14 protein-coding genes and 4 pseudogenes are annotated in these 18624 nt (G+C 46.5%); 7 read left to right on the top strand and 11 right to left on the bottom strand.

Annotated features, from left to right (window positions below; genetic code table 11):
• Positions 1-191: 191 nt before the first annotated feature.
• The 6 genes and pseudogenes from EJO50_RS03115 to EJO50_RS03090 form a co-directional block, all read right to left on the bottom strand.
• Positions 192-2096 carry a phospholipase effector Tle1 domain-containing protein gene (locus tag EJO50_RS03115; RefSeq protein WP_125971529.1) on the bottom strand — a complete coding sequence of 635 codons (1905 nt, stop codon included), beginning with the start codon at positions 2094-2096 and terminating at the stop codon, positions 192-194.
• A 67-nt stretch (positions 2097-2163) separates the two neighbouring features.
• Positions 2164-2604 carry a DUF3304 domain-containing protein gene (locus EJO50_RS03110; protein WP_125971528.1) on the bottom strand — a complete coding sequence of 147 codons (441 nt, stop codon included), beginning with the start codon at positions 2602-2604 and terminating at the stop codon, positions 2164-2166.
• A gap of 127 nt (positions 2605-2731) precedes the next feature.
• A complete protein-coding gene (locus tag EJO50_RS03105; RefSeq protein ID WP_164521414.1) occupies positions 2732-2914 on the bottom strand; it encodes a hypothetical protein in 183 nt (60 codons plus the stop codon).
• Between the two features lie 17 nt (positions 2915-2931).
• Positions 2932-3180 carry a hypothetical protein gene (locus EJO50_RS03100; protein ID WP_125971526.1) on the bottom strand — a complete coding sequence of 83 codons (249 nt, stop codon included), beginning with the start codon at positions 3178-3180 and terminating at the stop codon, positions 2932-2934.
• An 84-nt stretch (positions 3181-3264) separates the two neighbouring features.
• A complete protein-coding gene (locus tag EJO50_RS03095) occupies positions 3265-4083 on the bottom strand; it encodes a DUF4123 domain-containing protein (RefSeq protein ID WP_125971525.1) in 819 nt (272 codons plus the stop codon).
• A pseudogene (locus EJO50_RS03090) lies at positions 4080-6686 on the bottom strand (type VI secretion system Vgr family protein). The gene EJO50_RS03095 and the pseudogene EJO50_RS03090 overlap by 4 nt, the downstream one beginning before the upstream one ends.
• Before the next feature lie 144 nt (positions 6687-6830).
• Here EJO50_RS03090 and EJO50_RS03085 point away from each other — a divergent pair.
• Positions 6831-7580 (top strand): IS5 family transposase, encoded by a 750-nt coding sequence (locus EJO50_RS03085; RefSeq protein WP_125971449.1) that lies wholly within the window; start codon positions 6831-6833, stop codon positions 7578-7580.
• Between the two features lie 487 nt (positions 7581-8067).
• On the opposite strand, the gene ulaA is transcribed toward EJO50_RS03085, so the two are convergent.
• Genes ulaA through EJO50_RS03070 form a run of 3 tightly spaced genes read right to left on the bottom strand, consistent with a single transcriptional unit; the run spans position 8068 to position 10063 of the window.
• Positions 8068-9324 (bottom strand): PTS ascorbate transporter subunit IIC, encoded by a 1257-nt coding sequence (gene ulaA, locus EJO50_RS03080; protein WP_125971524.1) that lies wholly within the window; start codon positions 9322-9324, stop codon positions 8068-8070.
• A gap of 11 nt (positions 9325-9335) precedes the next feature.
• A complete protein-coding gene (locus EJO50_RS03075) occupies positions 9336-9605 on the bottom strand; it encodes a PTS sugar transporter subunit IIB (RefSeq protein WP_125971523.1) in 270 nt (89 codons plus the stop codon).
• A gap of 8 nt (positions 9606-9613) precedes the next feature.
• Positions 9614-10063, bottom strand: coding sequence for a PTS sugar transporter subunit IIA (locus EJO50_RS03070; RefSeq protein ID WP_125971522.1), 450 nt, complete (start codon positions 10061-10063; stop codon positions 9614-9616).
• Between the two features lie 271 nt (positions 10064-10334).
• Here EJO50_RS03070 and EJO50_RS03065 point away from each other — a divergent pair, with 271 nt between their 5' ends.
• Entirely contained in the window at positions 10335-11417 is a 1083-nt protein-coding gene (locus EJO50_RS03065; RefSeq protein WP_125971521.1) for a hypothetical protein, read from the top strand.
• A gap of 193 nt (positions 11418-11610) precedes the next feature.
• Positions 11611-13172 (top strand): annotated as a pseudogene (locus EJO50_RS03060) (IS3 family transposase).
• An 18-nt stretch (positions 13173-13190) separates the two neighbouring features.
• On the opposite strand, the pseudogene EJO50_RS03055 reads toward EJO50_RS03060, so the two are convergent.
• Positions 13191-14063: pseudogene (locus EJO50_RS03055) on the bottom strand (helix-turn-helix domain-containing protein).
• A 93-nt stretch (positions 14064-14156) separates the two neighbouring features.
• Here EJO50_RS03055 and EJO50_RS17365 point away from each other — a divergent pair.
• Positions 14157-14878 (top strand): annotated as a pseudogene (locus tag EJO50_RS17365) (IS256 family transposase); the annotation flags it as partial.
• A gap of 164 nt (positions 14879-15042) precedes the next feature.
• Here EJO50_RS17365 and EJO50_RS03040 read toward each other — a convergent pair.
• Entirely contained in the window at positions 15043-15543 is a 501-nt protein-coding gene (locus EJO50_RS03040; RefSeq protein ID WP_125971519.1) for a hypothetical protein, read from the bottom strand.
• Between the two features lie 946 nt (positions 15544-16489).
• On the opposite strand from EJO50_RS03040, the gene EJO50_RS03035 reads away from it, so the two are divergent.
• The 3 genes from EJO50_RS03035 to EJO50_RS03025 are packed head-to-tail and all read left to right on the top strand — an operon-like array spanning position 16490 to position 18290.
• Positions 16490-17008 carry a PAAR domain-containing protein gene (locus EJO50_RS03035; RefSeq protein WP_125971518.1) on the top strand — a complete coding sequence of 173 codons (519 nt, stop codon included), beginning with the start codon at positions 16490-16492 and terminating at the stop codon, positions 17006-17008.
• On the top strand, positions 17005-17616 hold the full coding sequence (locus tag EJO50_RS03030; protein ID WP_125971517.1) for a hypothetical protein: 612 nt from the start codon (positions 17005-17007) through the stop codon (positions 17614-17616). The genes EJO50_RS03035 and EJO50_RS03030 overlap by 4 nt, the downstream gene beginning before the upstream one ends.
• On the top strand, positions 17613-18290 hold the full coding sequence (locus EJO50_RS03025) for a hypothetical protein (RefSeq protein ID WP_125971516.1): 678 nt from the start codon (positions 17613-17615) through the stop codon (positions 18288-18290). The genes EJO50_RS03030 and EJO50_RS03025 overlap by 4 nt, the downstream gene beginning before the upstream one ends.
• The last annotated feature ends 334 nt before the right edge of the window (positions 18291-18624 follow it).

Raw genomic sequence — 18624 nt, 5'->3', positions numbered from 1 at the left:
AATTGCATGCCCATATCTTTACGTTAAGCGTAAACACATCAGTCACTGATGGCGGTGTAAATAAAGAGGATGAAACTGTCAACAATCCAGTGTACAAACAATTCAATATTAAAGCTCCACAAAAAACATATTCAGCACGGGCTATGTAAATAACACACCGGCAACAGGGCTACTGCCCCTTGCCGGGGTGTTTATCTATGAATTTTATTTGCTGCTTCTGCAACCAGTTTTAAATGACTTAGCTCAAAAAAATCCTTTTCCGGATTTTCTTCAACAAGCGTCATAATACGGTGGTTTAAATAATGCCTGCTGTAAACAAAATCATCCCAGGCACGCTCTATTGGGCTGTCTGCCATTGAATCATGAATATATTTTTCAAATAATTTTTTTGATTCGCCCAGATTACTGGCACGATTATTTTTCCACATTGCCCATAGTTTTTTTGATTCTTCATCAAGCACACCTGGCTCTAAGGCTGAACGTGCGCTTCTGCGGGTCATGCTATCAATTTCATTTTTCAGCATTTTATAACGCGCGTTTTCTAAATTAGTGCTTTTACCTGCTTTAAATGATTCATACCAGTTTTTTAACCACGCCGTATGCATGGCAATATGCCCAGCCAATTCTGCTTTTATATCGGCAGGTAATTGTTTTTTTGTATGTGTTTGCAAAGAGAGCTGAGCACAAGCCAAACCGGTATCGCTATATCCCTGTCGCAAAGATTTAATGGCCAGGTCAGACGTAACCGTTTCTGTTGTAGAAGCCAGCTCACGTGCACTAGCCCAGTACTGAAACACCAATTCGGAAACCGCACCATCTAAGCGAAATAATACAAAAAGATCAGGATCTACAGTTTGCATTTTTTCTAACTTCATAACCGGTACACCATTACGCCACGCCCTGTTTAGCATCCATTGCAGGGGCATTCGCGCTAATTCCTGGCTTAAGCCCTGCTCTTTATCTGCATAGCCGCCAATCACATCCCCTTGATCCCCCGGGAATAATCGCTCCTCTAGCCTGCCGCCATGCGCTCTGGCACCACCAATAATCGATAATGGCTTATAAAGCCTGTATTCATGAGCAGCCGCATAATGCACCACTTTTTCAAGAGACTTAGGAAGTTTCAAGTCATCTTTTACTGAATTAGCTAAAGGCAAAAAGCCTGTTAAAAAATTATCGTCAAACCGCGCACTGACACAATCCAATAAACCCATAAAACGAAAGTGCACCTGAATACCATCATATTTACCCCCATCACATACTTCATCAACTAAATGATTGGCAAAAGCTAATGCCAAAGCCCCGCCAAAATCAGCGCCAAAAATAGCCACATTAATATGTTTAATCGTGCCCAATGTTTGTCCATACCTCACACCCTCACGAAAATCATATTCAGCCTGCTCCAGCCTGGTATCTACCCCGGTATTAAACAGGGCGGACACCCATTTTGCATCCCGTACAAAACCAATATGCTCAATAGAATGAGAGGCGGCCATTTTGCCAAGCTCATTACGCGCCATTTTGTGAAATTGTAAAGGGTTATGAATCAGATCATTTGCATAGTCCAGCCAATCGTGCGTTACACGCTGTATAAATCGCGCCCGATGATTAGGCTTCCATACAATATCCCACCAAGGCTTATAAGGATCTAAAGCCGCACGTCCCCCCTGTTTACTTAAAGTTTTAACCCTATCCCACCAGCCCGGTCTATTCTGCACAACCTCTTTGCCTGCCTTATACAAAAAAGGCACCGTCGCCATAACAGCTTCTTTTAGCTTTTCCTTTACCGCATCAATAACACCTTCTTCTGCCTCTTTTTTAATTTTGGCAGCTTCCATTTTGAGCAACACTTTTCGCTCTGGCTCAAAACGTGCACCTAAGCCCGAGTAATAGTTAGAGAAAATACCTTTACTTTTTTCCTTAACAGAAGCCCGCCATAATTTGCCCATATTAGAAATGGCAGCGCCATCATCATCTTTATGATGGGCAAAGGCATCAAAATAAAATGACAGCCATAAAGTCTGATCACACGCCGGGCAAAGATCTCTTGCTTCTGCTTTAATTCGTTCGGCTTTATCTGTTTTTGCATTACTCATGCGGAGGTCCTGTTTAAATCAAGGTGCATTCATCACTGTACTTGATGTATCTTTTTCAAATTAATATTTAATCAATATGATCTTTTAACTTAACAACCACATGATGATCAGGATAAATATGCACCTGAAAATAGCGTGAACTACGGGACTCTGCCTTGGGCATAGGCAGAGTCACTTCATGGGTTTCTGGCGGCACACCTGCATCAATCTCAGCGACAGAATTTCTATTAAATAACCATTTCACTTTAACTTGTGGCCCACTTACCGACGCACCACAAGAGAATCCCCCGCCCCCCCCATATGCATAATCATCAGGCTTTTTAGAAATATTCCCACCACCCATACCATTGACGTAATACTCAGAAATAATCTTGTCGGTATAATTAAAGCCTTGAAAACAAACGCCATAGCTTTCTTCCTGTAAAAAAGAGCTCCAAATCCACCATGCCGCCAGTGAAAGCACCACCAATATGGATATAGGGCTAATTCTTTTTAGATTTTTTTTCATAGAAACAGATCCTAAAATTTATTATTAGTTTTACTTGTTAGAAACAATTAAAAAACCAAAAAACACTCTTTTTCTTCGGCTTTAATACTCTTGGTTTACCTTTTTTTCATTACTCATACCAACACCCTTATTTTATCCGTGGTAAATCAAACAGCTTTAGCTCAATATGATGATCAGGATAAATATGCACCTGAAAATAGCGTGAACTACGTGATTCTGCCTTGGGCATAGGCAACGTCACCTCATGGCTTTCTAGAATCACCCCCGCATCCATTTCAGCCACAGATTTCCAATCAAAAACCCATTTCACTTTAACTTCCGATCCACTCACCGACGCCCCGCAAGAAAAGCCCCCGCCACCTCCATAAGCATAATCATCGGGCTTGGGAGAAATATTGCCGCCCCCCCCATCCCGTTAACATAATATTCAGCCACATGCTTGTCGGTATAATTAAACCCTTGAAAACAAACCCCATAGCTTTCTTCTTGTACAAATGAACTCCAAATCCACCATGCCGCCAGTGAAATTATCAACAGAATAGATATTGGGTTTATTCTTTTTAGATTTTTTTTCATTCTCTATTTAGTTAAAATAATTAACTTTTTAAAAACCCCACGTTATCCCTCACACTCTTTAGTATGAATACTGATCAACAGCCATCAAAAAATATCAATTAAATCTACCTTTTTATTTTTCACCCTTAATAGATCTTGCTCTGTATTTTCACTAAAAACCTGTTCATCAGGCCAATCCAGTGTCATCGCGCAAAATATATACTGCTGATCCGGCTTACTTAACCCGGCTTGCTCCATCATCAGCACAGAGCGATTTACACACTGGTATAGCGCAAAATTTGCATAATTCAGATCCACATATTCATTAGCCATAAGCTGTGCAATCAGCCAATGAGAGCGATTTGCTTTTTCTAATTGATCAAGCTGGCTTTGCCTTAGCGTAATAGAGGTCCTGTTTTTTACAACAGAGGGTGCCGCCTCAATACAAGACAATACACCCTCCGGGTGAATAAATAACCATTGCTGCACTGGCGCAGTAAGCAGCTGCCATTGATGTGCAGTCAGCACTGTTTTTAATTGAAGCAATACAGATGCATCATAAAATCTGCACAAGCCACTGCGGCGTTCCGGCAAATGAATATGGCTTAAAGCACGCCAATAAGAATGAATTTGGCTAATTGGCCAATCACTATAAAACCATGTAATGCTGTGTGGGTAATGAATACTTAACTGCAGGGTAAGATCAAGCATCTCACCGGATGCATTAAATAACCATGCGGTTAAATCCGGATGATCTCCTTCGGGGCTGTCATCCAGCAAATTATGCCAGGCAGATGCAAAACCCGCCCAGACTGCCTGCTCTTTCAAAGGAATTTGTGATGCATCCAGCAGAGCAAACCACTTGCCCTGTACTCGCTGATCCGTGGAGATTTGCTCCCGAATTTGATTTACATATTGGCTCATGCCCGCTCTCCAATCGCTTGATGAGTTAAACCCATCTCCCGCATACACTGCCTGCAAACCGGAGGATTAAAAGCTGGCAAGCGCACATTCATACTCGCAGGCCCACTCAACTCATGACTCGCGCCTTTAACCGAGACCTTCCCCGGGCAGTGGATTTCGATGTTGCCGCCTTTGATGCGGATGTATGCCCCGCCGGCGGTCATCAGGATTTCGTCTTTGGCGACGACAGTGATGCTTTCTTTGCAGGCGGTGATTTTGACGTTTTTGTCGCCGGTGATTTCAATATCGTCACTCTGCGCCTGCAGCTGGATTTTGCCTTTGGCTGCGATTAGTTTGAGCGCGATTTTGTCTTTTACACCGGCTACAAACAGGCTGATGTGTGATCCCGCGTTATGTATCCAGCGGCGGCCGGAGGTTTGGTTGCTGTCTCTTTGCGCGACAAAATCAAGGTTGGTACCTGCAGTGAGCGTTTGGCTTTGCGGGCTGGTGATCGCTACGCCGTCCTCGCCGTGCAGCAGGATGATTTTTTGCTGGCCAGCCTGTTCTTTGGATTTAGTTTTGCCGTCTTTATCAGTGTTGCTGCCTGCTTCCAGGCTTTTGCTGGCATGCACGTGGTGATACAGATGACCGGTGCTGGCCTTGCTGCCTGCACTGTTGTCTGCCTCTACGGTTTTGCCTTCGTCGCCGGTTTCTATGGTGTCCGCAAGCTGATTAGTGGCTGTTTCACCCAGGCTTTGGGCCAGTGCCAGCGCGGATTCAAGCTGGCTTTGCGCGGGGCTGTGGTCCAGCTGTTTGCCGCTGGCGCCGCTTTTGGCTTCGGTGCTGATCAAGAGACCATTGGCGCGGATTGCACCTTGGTTATCGGTGCGTAATTCAAAGCCTTCACCGCGTGGCTCGGATTGCTTACCACCGGCTTCACCTTGGCCATCGGTTCTTGGGTGGATTAAATAGCCCAGGTTGAGCTGGGTTTTGCCGTGCTCGCTGGATAATTTAGTGCGGACTTCGCCCCTGGTATCATCAAACAGCAGCTCGCCATACTGGCCACCTTCATGCTCTTTAGTTTTGATACCGGATAACGTTTTATTGGCAGGCAGAGCGCCAGCGCCGCTGAATGTTGGCACAGGATGGCTGCCGTTATGAACCACGCCGGTGATGATGGGGCGGTCGATGTCGCCTTCGATAAAATCAACTAAAACTTCCTGACCGATGCGCGGGATGAACTGATGCCCAAAGCCAGCACCGGCACTTGGCATGGAGACACGCACCCAGCAGGATGACTTGTCATCCAGATTTGCGCCAAACTCAGGATGCTCTGCGGCACGCTGCCAGTGGAATTCTATTTTTATGCGCCCTTGCTCATCGGTGTGGACTTCTGATCCGGCAGGGCCGACGACGGAGGCGGTCTGTACGCCAAAGCTTTTGGGCTTGCTGTGTTCGATATGGGCAAAAGCGGGCACGGTCGGCTGGCCGCGCCTTTGGGCTGTGAAGTTAACTTCATAAGGTTTGGCTACATCAGCGGCCAATAGGCTTGGCGCAACCAGACCAAGTTGCTGGGTTAAATCAGCGGGCAAATTATTATTGGCGGTGAATTTTAGCTCGGTAACGGCAAACTCACGTTGCTCGGCGCTGTCCCATTCGTGGGCGGGATGATCTTCCAGGCGGAACCACTGCCCGGCCTGCAGGCTGCGTAAAGTACCAGAGCCGGTAAAGGATTTCTTTTTGGCATCCAATGCCTGCTGACGCAAGTTAGCATAGTGGCTTAAGCCTTCCGCGTCGCTGGCGTAATAGAGCGATTGCGGGTCATAATCTTCGAAACTTACCTGCAGCTGCTGGCCGCCATCACCCTGATCGATGCTACTTTCATCAAAACTTTCGTTGGTGTTGGTGGCTTTGTAATCAAAGCTGGCAAGCGATACACTGCTGCTGCCGATTTGCCGCTGGCTCTGCCATTCAGTCAGACTATCGCTCTCTTCCGTGGCGTCGGCTCTGTGAAATCTAACAAATGGATCTGCCGCTTCCGCAATTGCAAAAGCATCATCAAACACAAGCAACTGAACCTGAGGACTATCGCCCGGCAAATGATTAAATAACCAGGCTAAGCCTTCCTCCGCTAATAATCATGTCAGAAAATCGAAATCGGATTCGCGGTATTGTAAGCAATAGGATCGCGGTGAATGCGTGCCGGAGAGTTTGAAATCCAGCGTTTGCACCGAGGCAAAGACCGGATTTTTGTCCTGATACTCAGCCAGTACCTGTTTCACAATGTCGGGGACGGATAAATCCTGAAACACGCGGGAAGTACGCCGGTATCTGAGTAAGGCAAACGGCGGTTCTACTGTCAGCGCGTACTTTGCGAAGCCGCCATCGGAGCCGAGTAATTGCGCCTGGCTAATGACCCCACAGCGCTCAACCGCCTCGCCATCAGCATTTTCAATAGATAAAACGACTGGCAAACCCAGTAGCGATTTAAGCTCTAAGCCACCGTCGGGGGATAAGCAATCGACCTGGTAGCGGTATGCCTGATTGATGCCCTCACTCCCTGTTACGCGCTGGGGCAATAACTGCTCACCCCACACTGAGCCATCGCCAAGCTGAAGAGAGATGAGGCGCTGATCCTGATTAAAGGCAGCGGCGAAAGAGGCAAGGAGATCACTAGGGTCTGTTGACGTTTCAAGCTAAAGTCATGCAATGACGGATGCAAACCCGCAGAATTCAGGTTCCTACACCATTTCCCCTACAGGTTTGCGATGCCCCGATTAATGCTCAGTAACGAGCTTTGGTCGAAGCTAGAAAAGATTCTGCTTCAACACACCATTTACAACAAGCCTGATTTACGAATTACCGTCGAAGGAATGTTTTACCGCATGCGCGTTGGCTGCCCGTGGCGGGATTTACCCAGCGCCTTTGGTGAATGGAATTCAGTCTATAAACGCTTTAATGCTTGGTCTGTAGCTGGGAAATGGCTCAATATTTTCAAAGCCTTACTGATCGACCCCGATTTTGAATGGGTATTCATTGATGGTAGCTATGCCAAGGCGCATCAACACAGCGCCGGGGCGGCCAGCGATCAATCTGAAGCGATTGGCAAAAGCCGTGCAGGGAACACCAGCAAAATTCATTTGGCGGTAGATGCTTATGGTTTGCCGATTGCCTTCGAAATTACCGGAGGCGAGATTAATGATTGTACTGCCGCCCCAGAGCTGATTGCCCAACTGCCTTCAGCCGAAGTGATCATCGCAGATAAGGGGTACGATAGTGAGTACCTTCGAGGACTGATTTCTGCGCAGGGTGCGCGATCAGTGATTCCCAGAAAACGTAATTCAATCAAAGGGAATGTGGATCTAGATCGTGGGCTGTATTGCTATCGACATTTGGTCGAGAATGCTTTTGCGCGATTGAAGCATTACCGCGCAGTGGCATTCCGATATGACAAGTTGAAGCGAAATTATGAAAGTGTCATAGCCATGGCGTGCGCATTTTTATGGCTACCGATGTGAAACGTCAACAGACCCTAGGGTTCATGATAAATCAACGATGTATGGCAACTATGAAATAGTACACGAAGCCCTATCACAACTTTTTTCTAAATCCGCCAATTTACTTATATTTAACTAATCAATTACCCGAACACTACAAGCATAATAATTTATCTGTTTAGACCTATTAAAATGGAAACTAAAAAAAGATAAAAAATAGTTTAATTTGCAATGGATCACCACCGATTTTAGTATGGTAAGGCGTATCGGTAGCAAACCCGTTAATCTTATCCAGCAACCCATCATGTCCCATCTGGCAAGCATAATGGACGCCAGGCAATCCTCCTGCTTTTAAGTACATTTAAAAATAAAGCTCAGGCCAGACAAAGAGCAACTTGCAAGCAAGCACCTCAAAAATGGCGGGAAAATTCCACTTAAAAATGTACAGACTTTGCCAGGAGGATTACCCGATAACGATTACCAGATTCTAAAAAATGTTATTCATAAGTTAAAACACACGGATGATACCGGTGAGCAATAAACCAATCACACCAAAATCGGTGTCACCAAAAGTAGTGCCAGCAAAGCCGAGGGAGCCAAGGCTACCCAGCAACAGTGCAGGTAAAAAACTGATCAGCAGGCCATTTACAAATGAGCCCAGAATTGCACCGCGCAGCCCCCCCGTGGCATTGCCATAAACCCCGGCGGTGGCACCGGTAAAGAAATGTGGAATCAGCCCCGGTACAATCACCGCCAGGCCAATGGCGGGGGTAATAAACATAGCAATTAAGCCGCCAATAAAGCTGCATAAAAAGCCAATCACCACAGCATTAGGAGCAAACGGGAAGATAGCCGGGCAATCTAGTGCCGGTTTGGCATTAGGAATCAGCTTATCCGAAATGCCTTTAAAGGCAGGCACAATTTCGGAAATCAGTAATCGTACCCCGGCCAGGATGATATAAACCCCGGCTGAAAATGTCAGCGCCTGCTTAAAGCCATACACCAGAAAATTAACGCCGCCAGAGAGCTCCCGCTCAATAAAATCACCACCAGCTGCCACCGATACAGCAAAAAACAGAATGGCCATCGTTAATGCCATCGAGATGGAGGTATCGCGCAAAAAGCTCAGCGAAGCTGGAACTTTGATATCTTCGGTAGAGCGTCCCTTTTTACCAACTGCAGAGCCAATCAGGCCGGCGGCCAAATAACCAAAGGAGCCAAAATGCCCCAGTGCAAAGCTGTCATTGCCAGTAACTTTGCGGGTAAAAGGTTGCAACAACGCAGGCATCACCACCATTAAGCCGCCCAGCAACGCACCGCCAGACAACACCAGAGTAACATTATCCATCCCTGAAGCATGCAATACCGCCACAATCAGGCAAGCCATAAACAGGGTATGGTGCCCGGTTAGAAAAACATATTTAAGTGGAGTGAAACGGGCCAGAACCAGATTGAACACCATGCCCAGAATCATGACATAAGCGGTCTGCGAGCCAATTTCTTTCAACGCCAGTGCGGTGATCCCCTCATTATTAGGAATGGTTCCCTTCAGGCCGAAAGCATGATCGAACACCAGACGAAAAGTGTCCAGAGAGCCGATCAGAATCTGGGCACCAGCCCCCAGAATTACAAACCCCAGAATGGTTTTAATCGTGCCGCCAATCACGTCCGACACTTTGGCTTTTTGCAGCAACAAGCCACAAAGGGCAAAGAGCCCGATCAAAATGGCCGGATCAGACAGAATATCAAGGGCAAATTTAATCATGGTACGGCTCCTTAATTCAGGTAAGGCGTAATGGCTGCCCGGACTTCTGTTTTATCCATAATATTGCGCACACCTGCCAGCTGGCGCACACCATCATTAAGCCCGCTGACAATTTCCGGTGCGCCCAAAAAGAGATCTGCGATTTCGCTTTTGGCCGAGAATAAATCGGTATGCCGTACATCTGCACTCACACCCATTTCTTTAAGCACAGCATTTACCGTCATTTCCAGCATCATGCTGCTGCCCAAACCATTTCCACATACGATCATAATTTTTTTCATTTCAAACCTCACTGTGAAACGCTGTTAATCAAAGCAAACACTTCCGCTGCCGAGCTGGCTGCAGCTAGGGCGGCAAATTTTTCTTCATCCATAATCAGCTGTGCCAGCTGCTTTAAAGCACGCTGATGACTGTGGCTATCGGTAGCAGAAAAAGCAAATAATAAGCGGGCCTGCTGATCCGGCTCCGGGCCAAAAACCACGGGTTCTTCCAGCTTTAGCAAAGCCATGCCCATCGCCCGCGCACCGGCTTCGGGGCGGGCATGCGGAATTGCCACATCAGGCGCAATCACGATGTAAGGCCCCAGCTCATTCAGATTACTAATAATGGCATCAATATAAGCTGGCTCAATCGTGCCGCGGGCGAGTAATGGCTGGCAGGACTGGCGCACAGCGCTTTGCCAGTCGGGGCAGGACTTCATAAAAATAATACTGTCCAGGGGCAGAATTTCATTTAGCACGGGTAATTCCTCGGTGACATGGAGCGGTTTGCAATGAAATTCATGCTACGCCAAAGAAAAACCTGTGAAACTTTAAAATTACCCATAATTGATACATTTTTTATTTTGTATTTAATTTCAATTCCAGCTTTTGCCCAACGGTAGAGAATTAAAACTAAGCTATTGATTTTAATATAATATATGTAATTATTTAGCTTATTAATCTAGCCACTATATTTAAAAAAGTACCTACTATATAATTTATGCATAATTATTTATTGAAACATAATTCATGTCTGGAAATCTGCATTGGCACTACCCAAGAAATGCCCTGGCACAAACCCTGTTTCAACTATGGGAAAACGAGCTAACCGACAGCATTACCCTCACCGCCCCGCCACTTTCCGGAAAAAGCCAGTTTCTACAGGAGGATCTGCTTCCCCTGCTGGAAAAAAAAGGCTGGCGGGTGAGGTATTTTGCCTGTAGCCAGGTGCCACAAAAATATCTGGAGACCCGCTTACACGAAGTACTGGTAGATTTTGCAATGGGAGAGCGCTGGCTCAGCCATCAGTTACGGCAATTCATGGGCACCAGCACGACAGCAAGCCCGCTGGCAGCTTTATTTTCCCAAATGCGCAAAGGCCACAAACCCTGCGTGCTGCTGCTGGATGATGCCGGGCTGCTGCTCAAAAAAGATAACAGTACGGCACTATTGAAAGAGTTATTTAATGCCATGCAAATTAACGGCCAGCAGATTAAATTACTGCTGGCCAGTACCGATCTGAACCCCTTGAACTGCCCCACTCTATTTACCCAAAATAGCAGCCGCGTCACTCTGCCCGATATCGGTAATGAGTTTATTGACCATTTGCTTGGCTTATATAGTCAGCTAACGCAAAGCGTGGCCAGATCCGGCCAGATCAATAACAGCTACGAAGGAATTACCTGGGGCCAAATGGATCACGGATCTTTAATGCAGGCATTTAAAACACTGCAGCGCTCCCCTGCTGCCATGCGCTCGCTAATTGAAGAACTGGTGCTGGATCCGGAAAAATCCCTGCCCGTAGCACTAAAACGTCAGATTCAACTACAACAGCGCCACAGCATGGCTGACCTGGACTGGGAAGATCTGGGGCGCTTGGGCCGGCTTTTACTACTGGCCATTGCCGAAGGACGGCAGCAACTATACGGCAAGAGCTACCGGGACTGGCTAGCAGAACAAACAGGAAAAAGCGCCATCAGCGCCTCGCAAATTCAGAGCTGCCTGAAGAAAATGCAGCGCAACAAGGTCATCGCACTAGCTGCCGACCACTGGCATATTGTCGATGCCCAGCTAGCCCGCCTGCTGCGCCACCAACAGGAAAATAAAATCTAAGTAAAAACTAAGCAAACGGCAAACATACCTGATCTGACAGTCCCCATTTTGATTGGTGCCGGATTGTCAGATCAGTTTAGATTGTCGACCTTCTCCTTCCAGAGCGATTTGCCTTCTAACCCCCTTGTGTCAGGATAGTTGAGATACTCCCTTTTCAGGGATTCCAACTTACTCAGGGGGCTGGTTACTTATCATGTCGCAGATTCCCAAGGCTCGTAAAGATGCCATTTTAAGCAAAATGCTTGCTCCTTACCCGATCAGCATCCGGCAGTTGGCGCTGCAAGAAAACCTCTCCGAAGCCACGTTGTACAATTGGCGAAATCAATTTCGCCAGGAGGGCCGCCCCGTGCCCGAACATCATCGCAGCAGTGAAAACTGGTCTGCTCAAACCCGCTTTGCCGTGGTCGTTGAAACCATTGCCATGTCAGAAATCGAGCTGAGTGAATATTGTCGTGCCAAGGGTTTATTCCCGGAGCAAGTGAAACAATGGCGCGATCTCTCCATTCAGGCCCAGGGCCAGGCTGAAGTCAGCACGCCGGAGCAGGCGCAGGAAAACAAAACGCTGCGTAAGCAAAACAAGCAGCTGGAGCGGGAAATTTTGCGTAAAGATAAGGCACTGGCGGAGGCGGCCGCATTGCTGATTCTGCAAAAAAAGGTGCGCGCCCTTTGGGGCGAACCAGAGGAAGACTGACATCACTGGATCAACGGGAACGGCTTACCGCGTGGATCAAACAGGCGTGTCATGCCGGTGCGAGCTTATATCGCGCTTGCGAAACCATCGGTATTTCGGTACATAGCTGGTATCGCTGGCAAGCGGCTGGTAAGGTAACCGCGGATCAGCGGCCTTTGATCAAACGGAACAATCCATCGAACAAGCTGAGTGAAACAGAGCGTCAGGCGATTTTATCGGTGTGCAACAGCCCGCGTTTTAACAGCGTTCCGCCCAGCCAGATCGTGCCGATTCTGAGCGATGAAGGCCGCTATTTGGCTTCTGAATCAACGATGTACCGCCTGCTGCGGCAAGCCAATCAACTACAGCATCGTGGCCGTGCCGCCAAAGCGGTACGCAAAGCCAAACCAACCAGCTTCACCGCCACCGGCCCAAATCAAGTCTGGATGTGGGATATCACCTGGCTGCCCAGTCAGGTGAAAGGCGAGTATTACAAGCTGTATATGATCGAAGACCTGTTCAGCCGCTATCCAGTAGGCTGGGAAGTGCATGCGGAAGAAACAGGGGAATTAGCGGCCGAATTATTGCAACGCAGCGTGATGGCCCAGCGTTGCAGTATGAATCCACTGGTATTGCATTCAGATAATGGTGCGCCGATGAAAAGCTATACGCTGAAAGCCAAGCTGGAGATGCTGGGGATCGCCTCTTCATTTAGCCGTCCCCGCGTCAGCAATGACAACCCCTATGCGGAGTCATTGTTTCGCACGCTGAAATACTGGCCCGCCTGGCCGCATAAAGGCTTTGCCAGTCTGGATGAAGCAAGGCAATGGGTGAGGCGCTTTGTGGATTGGTACAGCCATACGCACCGGCACAGCGGCATTCAATTTGTCACGCCATCACAGCGGCATCAAGGGCAGGACAAAGCGCTGTTAGAAAAGCGCCATGCGGTTTACCAAACCGCCCGCTTGGCGCGGCCGGAACGGTGGCGCAATACGACACGGAACTGGAGCTGGCAAAACGAAGTGCAATTGAACCCGGACCGGGCCATTGAGCCTAAAACAAGCGAGGAATTACAGGCAACTTAAATCGTAAAAACATCTCAACTACTTTGACAATTGCCGTAACAACGTCTGCAGCGGTGTCCTGCCGCAGCACATTTCCCCTTGATGCGTACGTTGGTGGTTGTAGTAGTCCGGCCATGCGTCCAGATCCGTTTGCAGCTCATCCAGTGACTGATACAGCTTACGCCTGAAGGTCACTTGGTAAAACTCTTGCAGAATCGTTTTATGGACGCGCTCGCAAATGCAGCTCGTTTGTGGATGCCGCACTTTAGTTTTGGTGTGCTCAATCTCATTGATCGCCAAATACAGCTGGTAATCATGTGTTTCGGCTTTACCGCAATACTCCGTGCCACGGTCGGTCAGAATGCGCAGCATCCCCATTTCTTGTTCAGCAAAGAATGGGCAGTACCCGGTCATGGAGTAAATCAGCCGCTGTGATTGGCTGTCAATTTCGCCATGTGCGACATCGTCATCCTGCTTGCGCACCAGAGCTGCAACTTGAGCCTCACTCAGTATGATTTGCTATTCGGCAACCTCCAGCGCCTGCAAACGCTGTTTGAACGACGCCAAATCATGTCTAAGCCAGATTGAACGCAAACCAGAGACAGAGACAAAAACACCGCGCAGCCGCAGTTCGTTGCTGGTGCGTACTTGTCCATGGGCGAGTTGCTCAGTGGCATAGGCAATGACGGCGGATTCTATTGCCTCATCGACTCGATTCTTGGGGCTGGGTTTACGGCGATTGCCATCAAAAAGCGCTTCAACGCCACCGTTTTCAACCGCATGTTGGTAGCGATAAAAGGTATCGCGCGACAGTCCCATCATTTTGCAGGCTTTGGATACGTTGCCCAGTTTGGTAGCGAGATTAAGCAGGCCGATTTTGTGCTTGATGAAGTTTTGGTTTAGATTAGCCATGGGGTTACTCCTGCGCTTGCACGCTGTTTTGAATAAAGATTCGCACCTCTATCAAAACGGGTAACCCCACCTGCTGGCAAGGCTGACTGTCAGACCAAATCTGAACTTCTACAAATTACTCAATGGCAGTCGCGCCCGCTGGATACCATTTACCCCATCATTTACCTTGACTGCATTGTGATTAAAATCCATGGCAATTTACACGTGATCAACAAAGCGATTTACTTGGCTTTGGGCGTGAATATGGACAGGCACAAGGAATTGCTGGGCTTATGGATGTCCGAAAATGAAGGTGCTAAATTCTGGCTATCCGTGCTGACTGAGCTAAAAACACGGGGAGTGCAGGATATTTTGATTGCGTGTGTTGACGGATTAAAAGGCTTCCCCGATACAATTGCGGTTGAATTCCCGCATACGCGGGTTCAGCTTTGCATCTTCATGGCACGCAACAGCTTAAGATTGTTTCCTGGAAGGATTATAAAGCGGTTACTACGGATTTGAAACGGGTTTACCAGTCCGGCACGAAAGAGCAAGCGTTGCCGGAATTGGAGCATTTTACGCAGGCTTGGTAAGCCAATTATCCCTTGATTTCCAAGCCATGGACATCGAACTGAGCTCAGTTACGCACGATTGTTGAATATCCGCCAGAGATTCGCAAAGCAATTTATACGACCAATGCTATTGAGTCCAACAGCGTGATCCATTCCGCGACGAAGCGCCGCAAAGTATTTCCAAGCGAAGAATTGGCGAAGAAAGTGATTTACCTTGCGATCGAACAGACATCAAAAAAATGGTCGATGCTGATTCAAAACTAGCGTATGGCACTGAATCGTTTTGTTATAGAGTTTGGTGACCGGCCACCAGTAATTCCAAAGGCATTTACACAGAAAGATTTACAGGCTCCTGTAGTACAAAGCCCAGTACACATAAAGAAAAAGCCCCTCAAAAGATGGGCTTTAATCGCTTAATAAATGCCACTTTATTTAGCGGTGTAATACTTTACGCTATTTGAAACTAATGCCGCGGCAGGCACAACAATGGTTGAATCAGCAGGAAGCCAAATAGTATTACCTGTACCAACCATTTTAAAATCACTGACAACCACACCCTTACCCATTACAAGCGTGTTGGTATTGCCATTTATATCAATAAGCGCCACCTTAGAGCTGTCAGGAATTTTAGCGTTATTACTGTTACCTGCAATAATAAGTGAGCCTCCGTCTCTAACTGCAGCAATCATATTTTGATTGCTGGACTCCATTTTTATACTCATCGTGCTCAGATTGGCCCCAACAATCACAGGAGGTTGCTCCGCAGCAATAGGCCTGTTACCTATATCAACTGGAGTTGTAGGAACAACAGGGGTTGGTGTAGTCCCTATTGCCGTAGTTGTTGGACTATCATCACCTCCGCCGCCACATGCAACAAGGGTAAAGGATGCAATCAGACAAGATAGCAACATAGGAATAGCTTTTTTCATTCACGTATTTCCCACAAAAAAAAAGAGCATAGTTAGACTCTAACTCTTTGAATATTATAACCACATGCAATAGTCATAAACAAATAAGGCAATTAACTTACCAGCCTCAACCTCATTAATCTGCGCAAATATTGATGCGCCAATGTCCGGAATCAAACTTATTAATGCCGAGTTTGATAACGATATCGTTTTCAGAAAGCAACAGCACAAAAAAACCTGAACGGATACTTAACATTGCAAACTTTAACTAGGCTGTAACAAATGTCCCGCTGCGCGCTCCTCTATATGGCAAGTTGCTTCTGTCAGGGAGTAAGCAAAAAGTCGCTTAAATTCACGAAGCAAATTAGTATTGGTGGCGCGCATACAGATGAAGAAGTGACAGAGGGTTATATCAAGCGAAGGGAAACGCCTGTAAGCGAGATTGTGTTGAAACTGCCGGAAAAGCCCTGCCCCAATGTCCGAAAAAGCGACTTGTAAGCATGTAATTTTTTACTTAATTTGAGTGAATTTTTAAAATCATATTAGAAGATCTTCTAATCTAGCATAAAAAACAAAAGGGTTAGCGTGCGCTAACCCTTTGTTTTTATTGGTCAGAATGAAAGGATTCGAACCTTCGACCCCTTGCACCCCATGCACCGGCTCAAACGCATGTAACCAATTGATTTAATTAAAAAAAGTAAAATACCTTCTAATATAAAAACCTGATTTTGCTCTGATTTAGGCCGATTTTGCCCAAATTCACCCCTTTTTTAATTAGAAGAAAACACAAAATCCACGCGTCAAGAAAAAACCAGCATGGTTTTATCTTCAGATTCACGCATAACCAAACACGCTGTGCATTAATTACGTCAGCTTATCCAGAAAATACTCCCTATCTCTTATTGTGAATAGAGTAAGCAAAGATTAAGGTTAGCAATCTAATCTTGGTCCCTCATAGGCAGCATTAATGAAAAGAGTAATACGTTTAGGCGACCAAACCAGCCACGGCGGTGTCGTGGTAAGTGCTGCATCAACAAGCAATATGTTTGGCAAGCCTGTTGCTCTTCTTGGGGACAAAGTTAGTTGCCCTATTCCTGGCCACGGTGTTTGCCCCATTATTGAGGGAGACCCCTCGTGGAATGTTGGCGGTAAACCCGTTGCATTGGAGGGGCATAAAACTTCGTGTGGGGCTGTTCTAATATCATCTATGCCGGAGGTCGGGCGCTCGTATGAAGGCAGCGGTGCAGCCTCTTCAGGAGCATCCAGCAACGCAGGTAAGGCTGTAGCAGCAACTCAATCCCCCGAAGATGAATTAGAGTATTACTTCATGGCTGTAAGTGAAGACGGCACACCATTGAATTTCGCATACCGAATCGATTCAGGAAAAGAAAAGCTCCACCAAGGGCTGCTCAATGCCGATGGCGTTACATCAGCATTTCCAATGGAATCAAAAGGCGATGCCACTTTCTGGATACCTCAAGCATGAGCCAATTAGACGAAAATACAAAAAAACTAGCAGCGATTGCCTACGGTGAAGCTTCCGCATTAAATTTACCAGCAGAAATTGGAGGCATAGCCTTTGCTGTAGCAAATCGAGCAAGAGCTTGGGGAGGAAAAACAGTAAATCAATTGCTATCAGCTGACCCTAACTATACATATGCCATTTCAGACGGAAACCCACGATTTAAACGTCTAATGGAGGCCACTCCTGAGGCAATTGGCAAAGATACGGGCATGGCCTTAGCTTTAGATTGGGCGACTAAAGCAATAGCCAACCAAGGGGATGATCCATCTAATGGGGCGTATTGGTGGGATGGCGTTGATTTTAAAACCAATTACAGAAATCATCCCAAAGTAAAAGACGGTTTCCAGTTTGGCGACCCTGCACATAATATTTTTAGCGTCGAAGAAAAAAGCAAGCCTGTGACTATTTATTGGAAAGTTAGAAATAAGAAAACACGCAAAGAAGTGAACTCATCAGTTCGTGGCTCATACGAATACGTGTGGAAATCAACAGCAGCACATGGCAAAACTATCTTTTGGACACACAACGAAGAGTACCTAACAGCAACGGGAGGCAAAGAGTACCGATGAAACACAAAGCCACACTAGCCTGCCTATTACTCTTGGCATCTTTCGCAAACGCTGGAAATACTTATGATGGATATGAGAGCTACTACTCCACCTTATCCGGCGCTATTTTTAAATCAGCAGATAAGCATGAGCTGGAAGCATTTAGCACGCCACCTAGTGCAAATATAAAATTCTCATGGAGCGGAAAAATTAAAGGCCAGCAGCGCCATGTATCAGTCAGTGATGGGTTAATTAAAATTGATGGCAAGCCTTTGAAAATACCTAAAGCAAACGTATTTCCGGGCGAAATAGCAAACATCGAAGATCTGGGAAGAAATGCCGGCATTTACTTATCAAAAGACTATGCCTGCTTTGAAAGTGTCCCCCCCTCTGCCAGTGGAACAGCGGTAAGACATACATCCGTTTATTTAATTAATCAAAAAACAAAGCCTGTTGTATTTTTAAAACTACCAAGCCTTTTCGCATCTTGCACTGGAATTCGAATTAATCCACAAGGATTAATTACTTTTGATAAGGTCGAATATCAATACGAAAAAGGAGAAGATTACCCTAGCGGCGTAAAATTCACTGAGTACACAAGCTTTAAACAACAATTTCAAAAATCAGAAAAAGAAGTCGCAGGCAAGTTTATTGAGCCAGATAACGTATACAAATTTATTATTGAAAATAAGTAATATCTTATCGCCGGTTAACATCACACAAAGCAAAAATTATAAATAATTTTTGCTTTGTGTATTTATATAGTCTTGCACCCCATGCGTGATGGGCGCATATACAACACATAAAATCAAACACTTAGAATTAAGTCACATTGACGCACATCACCACAAATCGCAACAGAGAAGCACCCTGCCCCGCAAAAATCCCGCAGAAGTAATATGACCAAGACGCTTCAGTCAGCTGTACTCATCACACTGAGCAGTCCGGGCAGGATGATGCTGTCAAGACTTTAGGCTAACCAAGCCTGTGGGTCAGATAAGTGTTCCTGTCCGTTTTTCGTTCACAAAG

The organism is Iodobacter ciconiae, from assembly GCF_003952345.1.
Classification (GTDB): domain Bacteria; phylum Pseudomonadota; class Gammaproteobacteria; order Burkholderiales; family Chitinibacteraceae; genus Iodobacter; species Iodobacter ciconiae.
This window is presented reverse-complemented; position numbering and strand designations above follow the sequence as displayed.